Origin of the sequence: Leclercia sp. LSNIH8 (genome assembly GCF_002920195.1) — a bacterium.
GTDB lineage: Bacteria > Pseudomonadota > Gammaproteobacteria > Enterobacterales > Enterobacteriaceae > Enterobacter.
In genome coordinates this window covers 30,757-48,972 of the sequence record NZ_PQJY01000014.1, presented here as the reverse complement: position 1 = coordinate 48,972, position 18,216 = coordinate 30,757, and the positions used below count along the sequence as shown (strand labels likewise).

Genomic DNA, 18,216 nt, shown 5'->3' with positions numbered 1-18,216 from the left:
GGGAATAATTGTCGCTGACAACCACTAAGGGCATCAGCGTGAGGAGATAGCCTTAGGAGTTGTTCCTGGATGACAGGGAATTGAGCCAGCATCTACTGGGTGTGTCCAAGGCGAATGTCCTCTTAGCGTAATCGTGCGCGCATGTTACGCCAGCAGTCACAGCGGCGTCAACACGCAACGAAACGCTGAAGAACTTTAAATGCCCTTCAGCGTATAAGTCTGGCAGCTTATTAAAAAATAGTGATATTTTTCGGAAAGTTACACTGCTTCCAGCCGGGCGTAAGCGGCCACCAGCCATTTGATCCCCTGCCCCTGGAACGCCACCTGCAGACGGCTGTGCTCCCCGCTGCCTTCCAGATTCACAATCGTGCCTTCACCAAATTTGGCGTGGCGCACACGCTGGCCGAGTTTGAATCCGCTGTCGTTTTCCGAGATCGGCGCACCCAGACGCTGATGGCTGACCGGGCGGCTGATGCTGGCCCGCAGACGGACCTCTTCCACGCACGCTTCCGGCAGCTCGCCAACAAAACGCGACGGCCGGTGGTAAACCTCTTTGCCGTACAGACGGCGGGTTTCCGCATAGGTCAGGGTCAGCTTTTGCATCGCGCGCGTCACGCCGACGTAGGCCAGACGACGCTCCTCTTCCAGACGACCGCCCTCATCCAGCGACATCTGGCTCGGGAACATCCCCTCCTCCATGCCGACGATAAACACCTGCGGGAACTCCAGCCCTTTGGCCGAGTGCAGGGTCATCAGCTGGACGGCGTCCTGCCAGGTATCGGCCTGCCCTTCGCCCGCTTCCAGCGCGGCATGGGACAGGAACGCCTGCAGCGGCATCAGATCTTCATCTTCTTCGTTGTAGCTGAACTGGCGCGTAGCCGTCACCAGCTCCTCTAAGTTTTCGATACGGGTCTGGCCTTTCTCGCCCTTCTCCTGCTCGTACATCATGCGCAGGCCGGAGTCTTTGATTACCCGATCGGTCTGAACGTGCAACGGCATATCGGCGGTTTCCTGCGCCAGGGCTTCGATCAGCTCCAGGAAGCGCTGCAGCGCGCTGGCCGCTCGTCCGGCGAGGGCCTTATCCTGCAGCAGCTCGCGACACGCCTGCCACAGCGTCAGCTGACGATCCCGGGAGGTCTGACGCACCACCTCGAGGGTGCGATCGCCAATGCCGCGCGTTGGGGTGTTAACCACGCGCTCAAAGGCCGCGTCGTCGTTACGGTTGGCAATCAGGCGCAGATAGGAGAGCGCGTCTTTAATTTCCTGGCGTTCGAAGAAGCGCATCCCGCCATAGATGCGGTACGGCATACTCGCCTGCAGCAGCGCCTCTTCCAGCACGCGCGACTGGGCGTTGCTGCGGTAGAGAATGGCACACTGCTCCAGCGCGCCGCCGTTGTCCTGCCAGGTTTTGATCCGGTTAACCACAAAGCGGGCTTCGTCCAGCTCGTTAAACGCGCAGTAGAGCGAGATCGGCTCGCCGTCGATGCCCTCGGTCCACAGCTTTTTACCCAGACGCCCGTTGTTGTTTTCAATCAGGGCGTTGGCCGCGCTCAGAATGTTGTTGGTGGAGCGGTAGTTCTGCTCCAGGCGGATGGTCTCAGCGCCGGGAAAATCCTTGAGGAAGCGCTGGATGTTCTCGACCTGGGCGCCGCGCCAGCCGTAGATGGACTGATCGTCGTCACCCACGATCATCACCTTGCTGGAGTCGCCCGCCAGCAGGCGGATCCAGGCGTACTGAATGTTGTTGGTATCCTGGAATTCGTCCACCAGGATATTGGTAAAGCGTTCGCGGTAGTGTTGCAGGATATGCGGTTTGTTGAGCCACAGCTCATGGGCGCGCAGCAGCAGCTCGGCAAAATCCACCAGCCCGGCGCGATCGCAGGCTTCCTGGTAGGCCTGATAGACCTTCTGCCAGGTCTGCTCAATCGGGTTGCCAAAGCTCTGGATATGGTGCGGACGCAGCCCTTCGTCTTTCTGGCTGTTGATGTACCACATTGCCTGACGCGGCGGCCACTGCTTCTCGTCGAGGTTCATGGCTTTGATCAGGCGCTTCAGCAACCGCAGCTGATCTTCGCTGTCGAGGATCTGAAAGTCCTGCGGCAGGTTGGCGTCCAGATGGTGCGCACGCAGCAGGCGGTGCGCCAGCCCGTGGAAGGTGCCAACCCACATACCGCCCTGGCTGGTGCCCATCAGCTGGGCGATACGATGCCGCATCTCCGCCGCCGCTTTGTTGGTGAAGGTGACCGCCATAATTGAGTACGGCGAACAGTTCTCCACGCTCTGTAGCCAGGCGATACGGTGTACCAGCACGCGTGTCTTACCACTGCCCGCCCCTGCCAGCACCAGCATATTGGTGCGCGTCGCGGCAACCGCGTCACGCTGTTTGTCATTAAGGCTGTCGAGCAGGTAAGAAACGTCCATTGGCACCGTCACGTCATGGCGGGCATGCGAAAGCGCTTCGCAAAACCCTGTTAATTTATACAGAACAATTGATGATTATATCAGCGTGGTGAGGGATGCCAACCGTGAAATTTCGATGTGCGGCAGCAGGCGGCTGTCGGCGGTCTGCATCAGATCGGCATTTTCCGGCTTGATCCAGCAGGCCTGCATGCCACAGCGGATCGCGCCCGCCACGTCGGTAGTCAGGTCATCACCCACGTGCAGGATCTCGCCCAGCGGCAGGCCGAGCTTCTCCGCCGCCAGATGGTACATATCGTTGAACGGCTTGGAGCGCCCGTGCGGGCCTGCGCGCAGCACGAACTCGAAGTAGTCGCCCAGGCCGAACAGCTCCGGTTGGGCATTGCCGTTGGTGATGGCCACCAGCGGCCACTTCTCGCCCAGTTTCGCCAGCGTGTCGTGGGTCTCCTGCGGCACGTCGATGCGGCTGCGCCATTGGGCAAAGTGCGCCATCGACGCCTCTGCGCCAAGCGCGGCTTCGGCGGCGGTGAGGCCGGCATTGAGCATCGCCTGTTCAACGGCGCGACGCCGCCACTCGGTGACGTCGTGATAGATTTCCGGCTCGGTTTGCCGTAACGCCTGGCGCAGGCGGTGGAACTCTTTATTTTCCAGCGTTTTTAACGCGGGATGGTAGTTTTGCACAAACGCCAGCGCTTCCTGCTCGGTACGCAGGATCACCTCGCGGTTGTCGTAAAGGGTGTCATCAAGGTCGAACGTCAGTGCTGAGATATGGCCTAATGGACGATAAAAACGCATTATTTCCCCCGTTTGGCGCGTGGATGCGCCGCGTCGTACACCGAGGCAAGGTGTTGAAAATCAAGATGGGTATAGATTTGGGTGGTGGACAAGTTGGCGTGGCCCAGCAGCTCCTGCACCCCACGCAGATCGCCGCTGGACTCCAGCATGTGCGTGGCGAACGAGTGGCGCAGTTTATGCGGATGGACATGGCTGTTCAGCCCTTGTCTGATCCCCCACTCGGCAAAACGTTTTTGCACGTTACGCGCCGAGATGCGCTTGCCAAGCTTCGAGAGGAACAGCGCATCCTCTTCGGTGCCGAACAGGCCGCGCAGATCGAGCCAGTGCTCAATCCACACCACGGCATTGCGGCCAATGGGCAAGCGCCGCTCTTTGCTGCCTTTGCCCATCACCCACACCTCCCCGGTATCCAGATCGAGGTGTTTGATATCCAGGTTAACCAGCTCGGAAAGACGCAGGCCGGCGCCGTACATCACCTCAAGCATGGCGCGGTCACGCACCGCCAGCGGATCGTTGAGATCGATATCCAGCAGGCGGTTAACGTCATCCACGTCGATATTTTTGGGCAGATGGCGCGGCGCTTTCGGGGCGGCGATCCCTTTGGCCGGATTGGCGCTGAGTTCGCCCTGGCTGACCAGCCAGTCAAAGAAGCTGCGCAGTGCCGAGAGCCGAAGCGCAAGGCTGGCCGGGCCTAGCCCTTTACGGCGGCTGCGCACGGCAAACGTGCGCACCGTAGCGGCATCACATTGTTGCCAGCTCGTCAGGCCGATTTCATCGGCTAACTGCATGATGGCATCAAGCTGACGCTGATAGTTCAACAGGGTGATTGGGCTGAGCTGGCGCTCAACGCCCAGATAGCGCAGAAAACGGGTAACGGCAGGTGCCAGCTGAGCGTCCGTCATACGCGTTCAATCCAGCGCTCCAGCAGCTCGGGCAGCATCTGCGCAATCTCCTGCAGCAGTTGTGTGCCTTGTCCCTGCTGGTAATGATGCGGATCGCGGCTGGTAAACAGCATCACACCAAGCTCGCCGTCGCGCCCCATCAGGGACATGGCTACCGACCCGATAGCTTTGGCCTCTGGCAGTACCACCAGGAGCTCAGGACCATTCAGTTGTCCAAGATAGTGGTTCGCTTGCCCCATACGCTGAATGCGCAGCGGCTCAAACGCCTGACGCGACAGGGCCAGATGGGTAAAACGTGAGGGCGCGCCAATGCGCCAGCGGTCCGGGAAGAGGCGTATCGTGGCACCCGCCAGCCCCAGATCCCGCGCCCAGCGATGCAAACGGAGAAGAAATTCGTCCAGGCTGCTGGCCGACGCCAGCCGGGATTGCAGGTGCAGGAGGCGATAGAACAGCCCTTCATTACTGCTCGCCTGCTCCATCAGCAGGGAGATGTTCTCTTCAAGATGGTTAATATGGTTGCGCGCGCGCGCCATATGCCACTCAACCAGCGAGACCGTACCGCGGACCGGGTGCGGGACGCGCATCTCTTCAACGACACGCGCATTGCGAATAAAGAAATCAGGATGGCGCAGCAGGTAATCAACAACCGCCCGGTCGTCCATTGCCGTCAGCGTCTCCTGCAGTTCTTCTCCTGGTTGTTTCATAGATGGATAAACCCGTCATAAACTTGTGTCGCCGGGCCGGTCATATAGAGCGGCTGACCCGGGCCTTTCCAGGCGATATCAAGACGCCCGCCTGGCAAATCCACGCGAACCTCTGGTGCCAGTAAACCCTGCGTAATCCCCACCGCGACGGCCGCACAGGCACCGCTGCCGCACGCCTGCGTCTCGCCTGCGCCACGTTCAAAAACGCGCAGACGAATGTGTTCGCGGGTGAGAACCTGCATAAACCCAATGTTGGCGCGCTCAGGGAAACGCTCATGGCTCTCCAGCACCGGGCCGAGGGTTTCGACGGGCGCCGTCGCCACGTCATCAACCTGAATCACGCAGTGCGGGTTCCCCATGGAGACCACGCCGCACAAGACTGTCTGTTCCGCCGCGCGCATGATATAGGTCTTTTCCGCTTTGTTGGCGCGGAACGGCACCTGCGAGGGTTCGAAGTTTGGGTCGCCCATATTCACCCGCACCAGCTCGTCGTCGGTCACGCTCAGTACCATCCGTCCGTTGGCGGTGCTGACGCGAATATCGCGCTTGTTAGTGAGCCCCTTCAGACGGACAAAACGGGCAAAACAGCGCGCGCCGTTGCCGCACTGGGAGACTTCGCTGCCGTCGGCATTAAAGATACGATAGTGAAAATCGAGATCCGGATCGTAGGGCGGCTCAACCACCAGCAGCTGATCAAACCCCACCCCCAGGTGCCGATCGGCCAGACGGCGGATCAGCTCCGGGGAAAAGAAGACATTCTGCGTTACCGCGTCGACGACCATAAAGTCATTGCCAAGGCCATGCATCTTAGAAAACTGCATTATTTACTCCATTGCGCGGACAGGAGCGCTTGTCAGTAATTGACCTGGCTTGGACCGTTGTTATCGCCACGATCGTTACGATCTGGCATGGTGGTTTGCACTGGGCTTTCCACTTTTTTGGTCGGTGGCGGCGCGGTTTCATCTGCTGGCGGGAAATAGAGCGGCCCTTTCAGACCACATCCGGTCAGGCTAAACAGCGTAAGGAGAACGGCAAGCGTTCGAAAAACGTTTTTCATTATCATGTTGCCTGTAAGTTCAAATCTGTTTTCTATCATCGCAGGAGAAGGCGCAAAAGCAAGAGTTTGCCGCTAACCTGCAACCGGAATTATTTAGCGTTATACTGCCGCCATCACGAAAAACAGGAATAGAACCATGAATGACAGTGAATTCCATCGCCTTGCCGATAACCTGTGGCAAACCATCGAAGAACGCCTGGATGACTGGGATGGCGACAGCGACATCGATTGTGAAATCAATGGCGGCGTGCTGACCATCAGCTTCGAAAACGGCAGCAAAATCATTATTAACCGCCAGGAGCCGCTTCACCAGGTGTGGCTGGCCACTAAACAGGGCGGCTACCACTTCGACCTGAAAGGCGACGAGTGGATTTGCGATCGCAGCGGTGAGACCTTCTGGGATCTGCTTGAGCAGGCAGCAACGCAGCAGTCAGGTGAAGAGGTGAGCTTCCGCTAAGGCTGTTTTGCCGGATGGCGCTTCGCTTATCCGGCCTACGGGTTCGTGCCTTTGTAGGCCCGGTAAGCGTAGCGCCACCGGGCAATGGCCGTCAGGAGAAATACTGCTGCAACAGCGGGGTGCTGGCGTCCTGTCTGTCAGGGACGACAGGGGTAATCGCCTGGGTGCGGAACGGGATCACCTGCGCACGGCCATCCACCTTCACAATCTGATAGAACTGCGGCAGGTTGAAGTTGATAAAACTTGAGCCGTAGGTGAAGCGGTCATGGGAAGAGGAGTAGAAGCGGCTGACGTCGCGCACCAGCTCCTCTTTGCTGCCCTCACAGTGGTGATACACCTCAGCGCGGTTGGTTTCATCAAGGATATAGATATTGAACCCGGCATCCTCCCCCGTCTCCTCAAAGAAGAACTGAATAATCCCTTCACTGGCGAAGCCGTCCACCACCTGCGGCAGTTTGACGTGGTTGGTCTCTACCTGTACCGACAGACCGTGCAGTTTGTTGTGCGAAATGGCGCCGTAGAACTCGATAGCGTTTTCCAGCTTCTGCACCGAGACGTTCAGACGTTCAAAGAAGAGGCCCCATGTCTGGCCGGAGACGCGCAGCGCTTTAAAGCGCCCGGTTTCCTGACGGGTACTGGAGAGGCGCAGATCGATACATTCAGAGACCAGCTGCTGCACGCGGGTACGGATCAGGCCGCGCAGATGCTGGCTATAACAGAACACCTCGACGCTGTCCGGCGGCGCGGCATCCTGGTGCATTTTGCCGAGAATCGTTTTCAGCGCTTCGATCATCGCCTGCTCGCCGTTGAAGTGCAGGGTACGCACTTCGTTCCACGAGTTGCGGTAGAGCAGATCGACGCTGCCCACCAGGCAGTTTTGCTGCTCGCCAAAGCTGAAGACGTCCAGCTTGCGGAAATCGAAATGGACCACCTGATTGCGGAACGCCGCCGTCGGGTCATATTCCAGGTTGACGATAATCGCCAGATGGCGAATTTCGCACGGGCTGTAGAGCGCTTTCGGCGTCGGCGCAGGCAGACGCAGCGGGAAGTGGTGCGACACATCGGCGACCATTTCCTGCAGCTTGGCTAAATCGATAATCTCGTTGCCTTTAATAAACAGACGCGTGCGGGAAGTCAGCAGGCCGTTAAACCAGGCCCACGCCACCAGCTTGTTCAGGTAACGGTTATATTCCAGCGGCTGATGGCTGATGATCGAATCCATGCTTGGGGCACGGTTGTAGAGATACCAGCCGGTACGGTTCGCACGACCCGGTGGAACATAGATAAAGGTCAGGTTCGGTTCAGACAGGTCCGGCGAAATCTGTGGGTTCACCAGCGTCACTTTACCCGGCAGCGCTTCAAACGCCGCGTACAGCTTACGGGTCAGTACCCCAATGTCCTGCGGGCTGGCGGAAACGCTGAGGTTGTTACGACGAGCAAAGCGGATCAGATTACGGTAGCTCTGCATCATCGCATCGAGCAGTTCGTTGTGCGCTTCACGCACCTGATCGATCTTCCAGTTGGCGCGGTTATCGAGCATCGACAGACGCTCTTCGTCCCATCCCCACTCTTTGACTAACTGACTGACCACTTCACGACGCCAGCCAACGCAGGCGCGCTCACGGCTGAGCTTCTCACAGACTTTGAGGTAGAAACATCGACGAACCAGATCGAGACGGGTCGGATCGTCGATGGCTTTCAGATATTCGGTGACGCGTTCAAGCATCATGCAGTAGGCATCAAGACCGAAAGAGACGATCTCGCCATCATGCAGACGCTGTTTAATGTCTTTTGCCAGCAGGCGCGGGGTCGGGTATTCCCAGGAATAGGCTTCGAGCAGCAGCGTTTTCAGCACCGCTTTGTATGGGGAATCGATACTTTTATAGAGCTGCCACAGGCTGGCGCCGAAGTACTCTTCCGCAGACAGCGAGCTTAAGCCCCCCAGGTCCAGCCACTCGTTTGGCGTCAGGACACCCTGGGCATAGAGCTTCATGACGTAGTCGTCGTAATGCTCTTCTTCGTCGCACGGCACCATACTCCACAGGATACGCTTCCCGGCGAGGCGCACGGCGGTACGGTAAAATTCATCCAGCAACAGGATGTGCTGGGTCGAGCCGCAGTCTTCGCCCCCCAGACTGCCGCTTTCATTATGGCGGAAACGGTTTTCATCAATCAGGAAGAAGCTGACTTCCACGCCGAGCGATGCCGCCCAGCTCTCCAGCAGGCTGCATTTACGCTGCAGCAGTTGACGTTCTTCATTATCAAGCCAGGATTGATGACAGACCCAGATATCAAGATCCGACGAGCAGCTTTGCCCCACCGAAGAGGTACTGCCCATGGTGTAGACGCCAGTGATAGGCAGTTCGCCTTTTGGCGACTCCTGCGCCGGCATACCGCGATAGAGTTCCAGCTCTTTCAGATAGTGCTGTTGGGTTTCATCAGGCGTGAAAAGGCAGATGCCTTTGGGAACGTTACCATCGAGGTAACCCGGCATCAGCGGATGGTGATAATGCAACAATGTCGGCAGTAGACTGTAAACCTGCTGGAAAGCAGGTCCCATGGCAGCAAGCGCGCGATCGACGCGCAGTTGATTGATGGCATCCAGTCGCTGTTTCAGAGTCTCAATATAGAGGTACAAGACGTATCGCCTGATGTTCAGAAAGCGCTCACCTTCAGCAAGACCGAGGATAACGCATTCACAGTATTTCGAAAGTAGCCGTCGCCCTTTTTCGCCCTTATCTTTATGGTCTCGGAGACGAAAAAATGGTCTAAAACGTGATCAATTTAACACCTTGCCGTTTGACCGTAAAGAAAGATGCGCTACATACAAGTGTAGCACCGTTCTGTACGTGTAAATTCCTGAATACGGCAGCAGGCAACCTGTATCGCAGCCCTGTCCTGAACCCCTTCTACGTCCGTAAACCTGACAGTCCTGAGACAACAATGTTAGGATGGTCAGCAGACGATTAAGACGGTAACAAGCATGTTAGACAATGTTTTAAGAATTGCCACACGCCAAAGCCCCCTTGCGCTCTGGCAGGCACATTATGTTAAGCAGCGCCTTGAGGCCTGCCATGCAGGTTTGCGTGTAGAGCTGGTGCCAATGGTGACACGCGGTGATGTCATCCTTGATACACCGCTGGCGAAAGTGGGCGGGAAAGGCCTGTTCGTAAAAGAGCTTGAGCTGGCACTGCTTGAAGGTCGTGCCGATATCGCGGTTCACTCCATGAAGGACGTCCCGGTTGATTTCCCTGAGGGGCTGGGTCTGGTCACGATTTGCGAGCGGGAAGATCCACGCGATGCCTTTGTCTCAAATCACTACGACTCCCTGGATGCTCTGCCACACGGGAGCATCGTTGGCACGTCAAGTTTACGCCGCCAGTGCCAGCTGGCCGAGTATCGCCCGGATCTCATCATCCGCTCCCTGCGCGGTAACGTCGGCACCCGCCTGAGCAAGCTGGACAACGGTGAATATGACGCCATTATTCTGGCGGTGGCTGGCCTGAAACGACTGGGACTGGAGTCGCGTATCAAGGCGGCGCTCTCCCCGGAACAGTCGCTGCCGGCCGTGGGCCAGGGCGCGGTGGGCATTGAGTGCCGACTCGACGATACCCGTACCCATGCGCTGCTGACGCCGCTCAATCACGACGAGACCGCGATCCGTGTGCAGGCGGAGCGCGCCATGAATACCCGCCTGGAAGGGGGATGTCAGGTGCCGATTGGCAGCTATGCTGAATTAACAGATGGCAAACTGTGGCTGCGCGCGCTGGTTGGCGCGCCGGACGGTTCGCAGATGGTACGCGGCGAACGACGCGGCAAACCGCAGGACGCCGAGCAGCTGGGTATTTCGCTGGCGGAAGAGCTACTGGATAACGGCGCCCGTGAAATTCTCGCGGATGTCTATAATGGAGAACCCCCGGCATGAGTATTCTCGTCACCCGCCCTTCTCCCGCAGGAGATCAGTTAGTGAGCCGTCTGCGCGCACTGGGGCAGGTGGCGTGGAGTTTTCCGCTGATTGAGTTCACCCCGGGCCGGGAACTTCCCCTGCTCGCGGGCCATCTTGCCGCGCTGCGGGCCGATGACATGCTGTTTGCCCTGTCACAACATGCCGTGACATTTGCCCACGCCCGGCTGCAGCAGGAGGGCCAGCGCTGGCCGGATGCGCCATGCTATTTCGCTATCGGCAGAACCACCGCCCTGGCGCTGCACACCGAAAGTGGCAAGCATGTTCGCTACCCGCTGGTTCGGGAAACCAGCGAAGTGTTGCTACAATTACCTGAATTACAAACCGTTGTGGGAAAGCGCATTCTGATTTTGCGCGGCAACGGTGGGCGGGAACTGCTGGGCGACACGCTGCGTGAGCGTGGAGCAGAAGTGACATTTTGCGAATGTTATCAACGTTGTAATAAATACTATGACGGTGCAGAAGAGGCGATGCGCTGGCAGTCGCGCGGCGTCACTACCCTTGTGGTGACCAGCGGCGAAATGTTGCAACACCTCTGGTCGCTGATCCCACAATGGTATCGTGAAAACTGGTTACTCCGCTGTCGGCTTCTGGTCGTCAGTGAGCGTCTGGCGAACCTCGCCCGGGAACTGGGCTGGCAAGATATTCGGATCGCTGATAACGCCGACAACGATGCGCTGCTGCGCGCATTACAATAACTCTCATAATGGGAAGCCATAATGACGGAACAAGAAAAATCCTCCGCCGTGGTTGAAGAGACCAGGGAGACTGTGGACACCACGCCACAGCCAGAAACGACAGAGAAAAAGCATGGCAGCAATAAAACCAGTCTGGCGTTAAGCGCGATTGCTATCGCCATTGCGCTGGCCGCTGGCGTCGGTCTGTATGGGCTGGTGAAAAAACAAGCTACCAATCAGGTTGCCACGAACGACGAACTGGTGACGCAAATCACCGCCTTGCAACAGGCGCAGCAGTCGCAAAAAGCCGAGCTGGATGGGGTGATCAAACAGCAGGCCGATCAGCTGGCCGCCGCCACCCGTAAGCAGGACGAGCTGACCAAACAGCTGGATGAAATGCAGCAAAAAGTGGCGGCCATTTCCGGTACCGATGCCAAAACCTGGCTGCTGGCGCAGGCTGATTTCCTGGTCAAACTGGCCGGGCGCAAGCTGTGGAGCGATCAGGATGTCACCACCGCTGCCGCGCTGCTGAAAAGCGCCGATGCCAGCCTGGGCGATATGAACGACCCAAGCCTGATCACTGCCCGCCGGGCACTCACTGCGGATATCGCCAGCCTGTCGACCGTTTCCCAGGTGGACTACGACGGCATCATCCTGAAAGTGAATCAGCTGTCGAACCAGATCGATAACCTGCGTCTGGCAGATAATAATGACGACGACTCCCCGATGGATTCCGACAGCAGCGAACTCTCCAGCTCATTGAGCGAGTGGCGCATCAACCTGCAAAAAAGCTGGCAGAACTTTATGGACAGCTTTATCACCGTTCGCCGCCGCGATGAGACCGCCGTACCGCTGCTCGCGCCGAATCAGGACGTCTACCTGCGCGAGAACCTGCGTTCACGTCTGCTGGTGGCCGCGCAGGCTGTGCCTCGTCATCAGGAAGAGACCTACAAGCAGGCGCTGGATAATGTCTCCACCTGGGTACGCGCTTACTACGATACCGACGATGCCACCACTACCGCCTTCCTCGAAGAGGTGGACAAGCTGAGTCAACAGAACATCACCATGAACGTACCGGATAAGCTGGAGAGCCAGCCGATTCTGGAGAGGCTGATGCAGACGCGCGTGCGTAACCTGCTGGCACAGCCGGGCGAAGCGGCGGAGCAGTCTCCTGCCCCAGCGCCAGCTCCCGCCCCTGACAGCGCACCGCAAGGAGAGTAATTATGTTAAAAGTTTTATTACTCTTCGCACTGCTGCTCGCCGGGATCGTGCTGGGTCCTATGCTGGCGGGTCATCAGGGCTACGTGCTGATCCAGACCGATAACTACAATATCGAAACCAGCGTCACCGGGCTGGTGATCATTTTGATCCTGGTGATGGTGGCATTTCTGGCGATCGAGTGGATCCTGCGCCGCATCTTCCGTACCGGGGCCCATACCCGCAGCTGGTTTGTCGGCCGCAAGCGCCGCCGTGCCCGCAAGCAGACCGAACAGGCCCTGCTGAAGCTGGCCGAAGGCGACTATCAGCAGGTTGAGAAGCTGATGTCGAAGAATGCCGATCATGCTGAACAGCCGGTGGTCAACTATCTGCTGGCGGCGGAAGCCGCACAGCAGCGCGGCGACGAAGCACGCGCCAATCAGCATCTGGAGCGTGCCGCCGAGCTGGCTGAAAACGACCCGATCCCGGTGGAGATCACCCGGGTACGTCTGCAACTGGCGCGCAACGAAAACCATGCCGCCCGCCACGGCGTCGATCGTCTGCTGGAGATCGCGCCGCGTCATCCGGAGGTGCTGCGTCTGGCTGAGCAGGCCTATATCCGCACCGGCGCATGGGGCTCGCTGCTGGACATCATCCCGTCGATGGCGAAAGCCGACGTCGGTGACGAAGAGCAGCGCGACAGCCTGCAACGTCAGGCCTGGATCGGGCTGATGGACCAGGCGCGTGCCGATCAGGGCAGCGATGGCCTGAAAGCCTGGTGGAAAAATCAGAGCCGCAAAACGCGCCAGCAGGTGCCCCTGCAGGTGGCGATGGCGGAACACCTGATTGAATGTGACGATCACGATACCGCCCAGAGCATCATCCTTGATGGCCTGAAACGCCAGTACGACGATCGTCTGGTGATGGTGATCCCGCGCCTGAAAACCAATAATCCGGAGCAGATCGAGAAAATGCTCCGCCAGCAGATCAAAACCGTGGGCGACCGCCCTCTGCTGTGGAGCACTCTGGGACAGTCGCTGGCCAGACATGGTGAATGGAAAGAGGCCAGCCTCGCCTTCCGCGCCGCGTTAAAACAGCGCCCGGATGCGTTCGATTATGCCTGGCTGGCGGATACGCTGGATAAACTGCATCTGCCGGAAGAGGCTGCGGAAATGCGTCGCGATGGCCTGCTGCTGACGTTGCAAAACAACCCCCCGCAGCAATAATTGCACAGGAGGCCTGACGGCCTCCTTTTTTATTTGCTACATTCTTAGCATCTTCTTCAGAGACCCACCTCCGCCAATGTAACGAACGCCTTTCATTGAACATTTTTTCTGTACACGCCTTTTACGGCGTGGATTAAATCGTTTTTGAAAGGATCGTTTCATGAACACGCTTTTGTATGCGCTTTTTTGCGCGCTGCGCAGCCACCGTTGGCTGCGCCTGCTGGCCTGCGCTTTTCTGTTTACCTCTGTGGGAAATGGCTTAACCCAGGTGATGGTCTTTGGTCTGCTGCTGGAGTGGCAGGCTCCCGCCTCTTTACTGACCCTGGCATATCTGTTTGCCCTCCTACCGGGATTTCTGGGCAGCCTCGCCGGGGAGAAGCTCTGTATGCGTTTTTCACCCATCGGCCTGCTGCTCCTGACCGAGTGGCTGGGTCTGCTCGCCTTGCTGTTTCCCCTGCTGGGCATTCAGTTTCACAGCATGATGGCGCTGCTGGCGGTGCAGTCCACCGAGGCCTTTCTGACGGGCATGAGCTGGCCCGCGCTGGCCCTGCTGTTCCGGCGGGGATTGTCCGAAGCCGAGCTACCTGCAGCGACCTGCCTGGAGACGATGATTTTTGCTTCGCAGGTGCTACTGGGCACCGGGCTGGGTATGGTGCTGTTTCATCATCTGCCCGCGCTGGCACTGCTGGGGATCGACGCGCTCACCTTTGCGGGCTCCTTGCTGATGCTGCGCCTCACCAGCAGCGCGTTACCTTCTCTGGCGCCTGAGCAGGCAGCAGAAACCGAAAGACCGGTGGCGATGCGCTGGCAGGCACTGGGGGCGCAGCAAAAACGCAGCCTGTTGCTGCTTCCTGCCCTCGCCGCCGTGGGTTCACCTGCTATGGCGCTGCTGCCTGCACTGGCGCAGCAGATTGAGCCGAATGATGCTGCCGGGCTGGCCCTGCCTCTGCTTTTTGCCCGCAGCATGGGACAGCTGTGCGGCCCGCTGCTGTTGAAAAGAGAGAGCCTGCCCCGCTACGCCGGGCAAAATCGCCTCCTGCTGACCTGCCTCGGCCTCTTTTTACTCGCCTACGGGACGATCCCGCTGCTATCGGGGATGCAAGCGCTGGGGGTCGTTTTTGTCGCCCATCTCGCTTCGAACGTCGTTTTTGCGGTGGGCACTTTTAGCCTGCTGAGCAGCTTTCAGGCTGACCTGATCTCCTCGGCCAGCGGCAGGGCCTGGCGATGGCAAACCGCCAGCGCATCGCTCTTTACCGGCCTCACGGCACTGGTTGCTGACGTGCTGGGGCCGCTACAGGCGCTGTATGGCGTTTCGGGCTGTGCCCTGCTGATGGTGGTGGGGATCCTGACGCGCTACTGCAGATAAGACATAAAAAAACGCCTGCTAAAAAGCAGGCGTTAAACAGGTCTGTTTGACAACTTGTGGTGCTTCACTCAACGTTGTGTCCATGGTGTTTGATGAGGCCGAAGCGACATCTGTCAGTAGACGATAAGCACCGTAAATGGCTCTGCGTCATTCCGGAGTTTATGAGGCACTAAGGCGAACATAAGAGGTGGAATGAGCATCTACACGTATATTATTGCATGCAATGTGCCAATGTTGCATCACGAAGTTATATGGATCTCAACTTTTTAAGATAAAAGGAAATTATCCCTTTCAGCCAGGAAACGGGCAGCAGATTGGGCCGATAACCAGGTCAAAGTGTCTCCAGGAAGAGACAGGCTGACGGGTAAAGCAATATATTGATTCATTTCAATAGGTTATATGTCACTTATTCACGACAGACCAGGATATCGCTGTCGGCAATAAACAACAGGGACAGGAAAAGCAGAAAACAAAAAACCCCGCCGAAGCGGGGTTCAAAATTGGTCGGCGAGAGAGGATTCGAACCTCCGACCCACTGGTCCCAAACCAGTTGCGCTACCAAGCTGCGCTACTCGCCGTTGTACTGCTTTTTGAATTTTTAGTTCAATTCATTAAAAGTCGTGGTGCGAGGGGGGGGACTCGAACCCCCACATCCTAAGGACACTAACACCTGAAGCTAGCGCGTCTACCAATTCCGCCACCTTCGCATTTCACAACTCTTTAAATAATGGGGTGGCTAATGGGATTCGAACCCACGACAACTGGAATCACAATCCAGGGCTCTACCAACTGAGCTATAGCCACCACTACTTGATTCTTTACTCTTTCACGCGGTTCTGCCTACTTAACAGACCACCGCAGCTCCAGCACCGAGTGAATGGTGCGCCCGACAGGATTCGAACCTGAGACCTCTGCCTCCGGAGGGCAGCGCTCTATCCAGCTGAGCTACGGGCGCTTAGCGCCGTTGCGGGGCTGGATATTACGGAGGTCTCGGTCTGCTGTCTAGTGCTTTTTTAAAATAAATGCGCGTTTGATTAGACTTTGCGCACTTTGCCGCATATTACTGCGTTTTGGCCCTTTCCACGTGTCGCCCTAGGCCAAAAATCTTGTATCCCGCGCTAACGGCCGCCAGGAATATCGCCCCGACATACAGCGACATGCGGGTGTCTTCGTTGAAGTACATGCCGATCAGCACACAGATCAGGAACGCCATCGTTAAATAGTTAGCCCACGGGAAGAGAATGGAGCGGAACGGATGGCTGGCGATCGCGTTTTTATGCGCCTGACGAAAACGCAGCTGGCTAATCAGGATCACAAACCACGGCACCATACCTGGCAGAACGCTGGCGCTGTAGACATAAACGAAGACACGCTGTGGGTTCGGGATGATGTAGTTCAGGCATGACCCCACCAGCAGAATAATAATCGAGATGGCAACGCCCACCACCGGCACTCCGGCGCGGGAGACTTTCCCCACCGCCGCTGGCAGCTGGTGGTTGTTCGCCAGCGCGTAGAGCATACGTCCGCAGCTGTACATGCCGCTATTACAGCCGGAGAGTGCCGCCGTCAGCACCACAAAGTTGATAATCGCCGCTGCTGCGGTAATGCCGATTTTGGCAAAGGTGAGCACGAATGGGCTGCCGTTACTGCCAATCTCATTCCACGGGAAGATAGTGACGATGACAAAAATCGCGCCGACATAGAAGATGAGGATACGCCACAGCACCTTGCCCACCGCGCTGCGCAGGGTCACCTGCGGGTTTTTCGCTTCGCCGGCGGTGATCCCGATAAGCTCAACCCCCTGATAGGACGCCACCACAATGCAGAGCGCGGTCAGGAAGCCCTTCCAGCCGCCAGCAAAGAAGCCGCCGTGCTCGGTCAGGTTGCCAAAGCCAATCGCCTGACCCCCGTTACCGAAGCCAAAGAAGATCACCCCCACGCCGATGACAATCATCACGATAATGGTGGTTACTTTAATCATCGCAAACCAGAATTCGATCTCACCGTACAGACGCACGGCGGCGAGGTTCGCCAGCGCCACCAGCCCCACGGCAATAAGCGCAGGTATCCACTGCGCCATTTCCGGGAACCAGAACTGCACATAAACCCCAATGGCGGTGATCTCCGATATGCCCACCGCCATCCACATAAACCAGTACGACCACGCCGTGAGATAGCCAAAAAACGGGCTCATGTAGCGATGCGCATAAACGGCGAACGAACCGGCGACCGGCTCGAGGAACAGCATCTCCCCCATGGAGCGCATGATAAAGAAGACGAACAGCCCGGCGATGATATACGCCAGCAGGACCGACGGCCCGGCCCATTTCAGGGTGCTGGCGGAGCCCATAAACAGGCCCACGCCAATCGTCCCGCCAAGGGCGATAAGTTCGATATGACGAGCTTCCAGCCCACGCTGAAGCTCCGGTTTTTTCTCTGACATAAATCCTCGGTTGTGCTTGCGACTCTCCCGGCCTGCGCCGGTTATTGTTATAGGTACAGATGCGCTATCACAGGCTGTGCGTAATGTGCCGTTTATGTTTACGGTTGATGCTAAAACAGCCTGGTACGGTAGTGACGAGGGAATGGTTTCTTAAATTTTGTAAAATGGCAAACGATGCGTTAAATAAATGAATGTATTGTTGAGAAAAGCAGCAGATTTACGGGAGGATCGCAGCGCGAGCAGTATATCGCGCTGCGTTTCAGATATTACAGGCGACCGGAGTAGTGCCAGCCGAGATAACGCAGCAGACGGAGCTGGCGGGTGATCCGGCTCGGCTGGGATAACAGGCGATACAGCCACTCCAGCCCCAGGTTCTGCCACACTTTGGGCGCGCGCTTTACGTGGCCGGTAAAGACATCGTAAGTGCCGCCCACGCCCATATAGAGCGCATCCGGATAGACCTGACGGCAGTCGCGCATCAGGATCTCCTGCCGCGGTGAACCCATCGCGACGGTGATGATCTTCGCCCCGCTGTCACGAATGCGGGCGAACAGCGCCTGCTGATCGTCAGGGCTGAAATAGCCATCCTGGCTGCCGACGATATTCACCTGCCACTGGTCACGCAATTTCTGCTCGGTTTGCGCCAGCACCCCAGGTTTGCCGCCGACGAGGAAGACCGGCGTACCGTCTGCCCCCGCCCGCGCCATCAGCGCTTCCCAGAGATCGGCCCCCGCGACGCGAGAGATGTTCGCCCCCGGGTACTTCTTACGCACGGAGCGCACCACGCTTATCCCGTCCGCATATTTAAACTCGGCCGCCTCGATGAGTTCGCGCACCTGGGCGTTATCCTCAAGGGTAAGCATTTTTTCTGCATTGATGGCCACCAGCGTGCCGGTTTTGATCCCGTCCCCGGCACAGAGATAGTCCAGCGCATGCTGCATATCACGCCAGCCGATCAGCTTCAGGCCCCGCAGGTCATACTGCGGTGCTGAGGTATTATCAGTCATTAT

Annotated in this window: 16 protein-coding genes and 4 tRNA genes; 6 read left to right on the top strand and 14 right to left on the bottom strand. The window is 57.8% G+C overall.

The window, feature by feature from the left end:
• Positions 1 to 52: 52 nt before the first annotated feature.
• The 7 genes from ysgD to lptM form a co-directional block, all read right to left on the bottom strand.
• The gene (gene ysgD, locus C3406_RS26955; RefSeq protein WP_103825338.1) at positions 53 to 298 is read right to left on the bottom strand and encodes a YsgD/CorL family protein; all 246 of its coding nucleotides are present in this window, start codon (positions 296 to 298) and stop codon (positions 53 to 55) included.
• Entirely contained in the window at positions 259 to 2,421 is a 2,163-nt protein-coding gene (uvrD, locus tag C3406_RS23940) for a DNA helicase II (RefSeq protein WP_103825337.1), read from the bottom strand. Before uvrD ends, ysgD begins: the two co-directional genes overlap by 40 nt.
• A 75-nt stretch (positions 2,422 to 2,496) precedes the next feature.
• Positions 2,497 to 3,213 (bottom strand): 5-amino-6-(5-phospho-D-ribitylamino)uracil phosphatase YigB, encoded by a 717-nt coding sequence (yigB, locus tag C3406_RS23935; protein ID WP_103825336.1) that lies wholly within the window; start codon positions 3,211 to 3,213, stop codon positions 2,497 to 2,499.
• Positions 3,213 to 4,115, bottom strand: coding sequence for a tyrosine recombinase XerC (gene xerC, locus C3406_RS23930; RefSeq protein ID WP_103825335.1), 903 nt, complete (start codon positions 4,113 to 4,115; stop codon positions 3,213 to 3,215). The genes yigB and xerC overlap by 1 nt, the downstream gene beginning before the upstream one ends.
• Positions 4,112 to 4,819 (bottom strand): DUF484 domain-containing protein, encoded by a 708-nt coding sequence (locus C3406_RS23925; RefSeq protein WP_103825334.1) that lies wholly within the window; start codon positions 4,817 to 4,819, stop codon positions 4,112 to 4,114. The genes xerC and C3406_RS23925 overlap by 4 nt, the downstream gene beginning before the upstream one ends.
• Positions 4,816 to 5,640, bottom strand: a complete 825-nt coding sequence (gene dapF, locus C3406_RS23920; RefSeq protein WP_103825333.1) for a diaminopimelate epimerase — start codon at positions 5,638 to 5,640, stop codon at positions 4,816 to 4,818. Before dapF ends, C3406_RS23925 begins: the two co-directional genes overlap by 4 nt.
• A 32-nt stretch (positions 5,641 to 5,672) precedes the next feature.
• The gene (lptM, locus tag C3406_RS23915) at positions 5,673 to 5,876 is read right to left on the bottom strand and encodes an LPS translocon maturation chaperone LptM (RefSeq protein ID WP_103177446.1); all 204 of its coding nucleotides are present in this window, start codon (positions 5,874 to 5,876) and stop codon (positions 5,673 to 5,675) included.
• A gap of 136 nt (positions 5,877 to 6,012) precedes the next feature.
• Here lptM and cyaY point away from each other — a divergent pair, with 136 nt between their 5' ends.
• The gene (cyaY, locus tag C3406_RS23910) at positions 6,013 to 6,333 is read left to right on the top strand and encodes an iron donor protein CyaY (RefSeq protein WP_103177447.1); all 321 of its coding nucleotides are present in this window, start codon (positions 6,013 to 6,015) and stop codon (positions 6,331 to 6,333) included.
• A 91-nt stretch (positions 6,334 to 6,424) separates the two neighbouring features.
• On the opposite strand, the gene cyaA is transcribed toward cyaY, so the two are convergent.
• A complete protein-coding gene (cyaA, locus tag C3406_RS23905; RefSeq protein ID WP_103825332.1) occupies positions 6,425 to 8,971 on the bottom strand; it encodes a class I adenylate cyclase in 2,547 nt (848 codons plus the stop codon).
• Positions 8,972 to 9,316: 345 nt separating this feature from the next.
• Here cyaA and hemC point away from each other — a divergent pair, with 345 nt between their 5' ends.
• The 5 genes from hemC to C3406_RS23875 all read left to right on the top strand — a co-directional run bounded on the left by hemC (position 9,317) and on the right by C3406_RS23875 (position 14,763).
• Positions 9,317 to 10,258, top strand: coding sequence for a hydroxymethylbilane synthase (gene hemC / locus C3406_RS23895; protein WP_103825330.1), 942 nt, complete (start codon positions 9,317 to 9,319; stop codon positions 10,256 to 10,258).
• Positions 10,255 to 10,995: a uroporphyrinogen-III synthase gene (gene hemD / locus C3406_RS23890; RefSeq protein ID WP_103825329.1), complete on the top strand. Its 741-nt coding sequence runs from the start codon at positions 10,255 to 10,257 to the stop codon at positions 10,993 to 10,995. The genes hemC and hemD overlap by 4 nt, the downstream gene beginning before the upstream one ends.
• Before the next feature lie 21 nt (positions 10,996 to 11,016).
• Positions 11,017 to 12,195: a uroporphyrinogen-III C-methyltransferase gene (gene hemX, locus C3406_RS23885; RefSeq protein ID WP_103825328.1), complete on the top strand. Its 1,179-nt coding sequence runs from the start codon at positions 11,017 to 11,019 to the stop codon at positions 12,193 to 12,195.
• 2 nt (positions 12,196 to 12,197) lie between these two features.
• Positions 12,198 to 13,397: a protoheme IX biogenesis protein HemY gene (gene hemY / locus C3406_RS23880; protein WP_103825327.1), complete on the top strand. Its 1,200-nt coding sequence runs from the start codon at positions 12,198 to 12,200 to the stop codon at positions 13,395 to 13,397.
• Positions 13,398 to 13,557: 160 nt separating this feature from the next.
• Positions 13,558 to 14,763 carry an MFS transporter gene (locus C3406_RS23875; RefSeq protein ID WP_103825326.1) on the top strand — a complete coding sequence of 402 codons (1,206 nt, stop codon included), beginning with the start codon at positions 13,558 to 13,560 and terminating at the stop codon, positions 14,761 to 14,763.
• Between the two features lie 501 nt (positions 14,764 to 15,264).
• On the opposite strand, the gene C3406_RS23870 is transcribed toward C3406_RS23875, so the two are convergent.
• The 6 genes from C3406_RS23870 to wecG all read right to left on the bottom strand — a co-directional run bounded on the left by C3406_RS23870 (position 15,265) and on the right by wecG (position 18,213).
• Positions 15,265 to 15,341: transfer RNA gene (locus C3406_RS23870), tRNA-Pro, on the bottom strand.
• 43 nt (positions 15,342 to 15,384) lie between these two features.
• A tRNA-Leu gene (locus C3406_RS23865) sits at positions 15,385 to 15,470 on the bottom strand.
• Between the two features lie 21 nt (positions 15,471 to 15,491).
• Positions 15,492 to 15,567 (bottom strand) — tRNA-His (locus C3406_RS23860).
• A gap of 74 nt (positions 15,568 to 15,641) precedes the next feature.
• Positions 15,642 to 15,718: transfer RNA gene (locus C3406_RS23855), tRNA-Arg, on the bottom strand.
• A gap of 105 nt (positions 15,719 to 15,823) precedes the next feature.
• Positions 15,824 to 17,206, bottom strand: coding sequence for a bifunctional threonine/serine APC transporter ThrP (gene thrP, locus C3406_RS23850; RefSeq protein WP_103825325.1), 1,383 nt, complete (start codon positions 17,204 to 17,206; stop codon positions 15,824 to 15,826).
• A gap of 266 nt (positions 17,207 to 17,472) precedes the next feature.
• Positions 17,473 to 18,213 carry a lipopolysaccharide N-acetylmannosaminouronosyltransferase gene (gene wecG, locus C3406_RS23845; RefSeq protein WP_103825324.1) on the bottom strand — a complete coding sequence of 247 codons (741 nt, stop codon included), beginning with the start codon at positions 18,211 to 18,213 and terminating at the stop codon, positions 17,473 to 17,475.
• Positions 18,214 to 18,216 lie beyond the last annotated feature (3 nt).

What these genes read in the sequence shown, in the direction of transcription:
- hemC (WP_103825330.1), top strand. Translation starts at nt 9,317, where the DNA reads ATGTTAGACAATGTTTTAAGAATTGCCACACGCCAAAGCCCCCTTGCG.
- hemD (WP_103825329.1), top strand. Translation starts at nt 10,255, where the DNA reads ATGAGTATTCTCGTCACCCGCCCTTCTCCCGCAGGAGATCAGTTAGTG.
- uvrD (WP_103825337.1), bottom strand. Translation starts at nt 2,421, where the DNA reads ATGGACGTTTCTTACCTGCTCGACAGCCTTAATGACAAACAGCGTGAC.
- lptM (WP_103177446.1), bottom strand. Translation starts at nt 5,876, where the DNA reads ATGAAAAACGTTTTTCGAACGCTTGCCGTTCTCCTTACGCTGTTTAGC.
- xerC (WP_103825335.1), bottom strand. Translation starts at nt 4,115, where the DNA reads ATGACGGACGCTCAGCTGGCACCTGCCGTTACCCGTTTTCTGCGCTAT.
- cyaY (WP_103177447.1), top strand. Translation starts at nt 6,013, where the DNA reads ATGAATGACAGTGAATTCCATCGCCTTGCCGATAACCTGTGGCAAACC.
- hemX (WP_103825328.1), top strand. Translation starts at nt 11,017, where the DNA reads ATGACGGAACAAGAAAAATCCTCCGCCGTGGTTGAAGAGACCAGGGAG.
- yigB (WP_103825336.1), bottom strand. Translation starts at nt 3,213, where the DNA reads ATGCGTTTTTATCGTCCATTAGGCCATATCTCAGCACTGACGTTCGAC.
- hemY (WP_103825327.1), top strand. Translation starts at nt 12,198, where the DNA reads ATGTTAAAAGTTTTATTACTCTTCGCACTGCTGCTCGCCGGGATCGTG.
- dapF (WP_103825333.1), bottom strand. Translation starts at nt 5,640, where the DNA reads ATGCAGTTTTCTAAGATGCATGGCCTTGGCAATGACTTTATGGTCGTC.
- thrP (WP_103825325.1), bottom strand. Translation starts at nt 17,206, where the DNA reads ATGTCAGAGAAAAAACCGGAGCTTCAGCGTGGGCTGGAAGCTCGTCAT.
- C3406_RS23875 (WP_103825326.1), top strand. Translation starts at nt 13,558, where the DNA reads ATGAACACGCTTTTGTATGCGCTTTTTTGCGCGCTGCGCAGCCACCGT.
- C3406_RS23925 (WP_103825334.1), bottom strand. Translation starts at nt 4,819, where the DNA reads ATGAAACAACCAGGAGAAGAACTGCAGGAGACGCTGACGGCAATGGAC.
- ysgD (WP_103825338.1), bottom strand. Translation starts at nt 298, where the DNA reads ATGGCTGGTGGCCGCTTACGCCCGGCTGGAAGCAGTGTAACTTTCCGA.
- wecG (WP_103825324.1), bottom strand. Translation starts at nt 18,213, where the DNA reads ATGACTGATAATACCTCAGCACCGCAGTATGACCTGCGGGGCCTGAAG.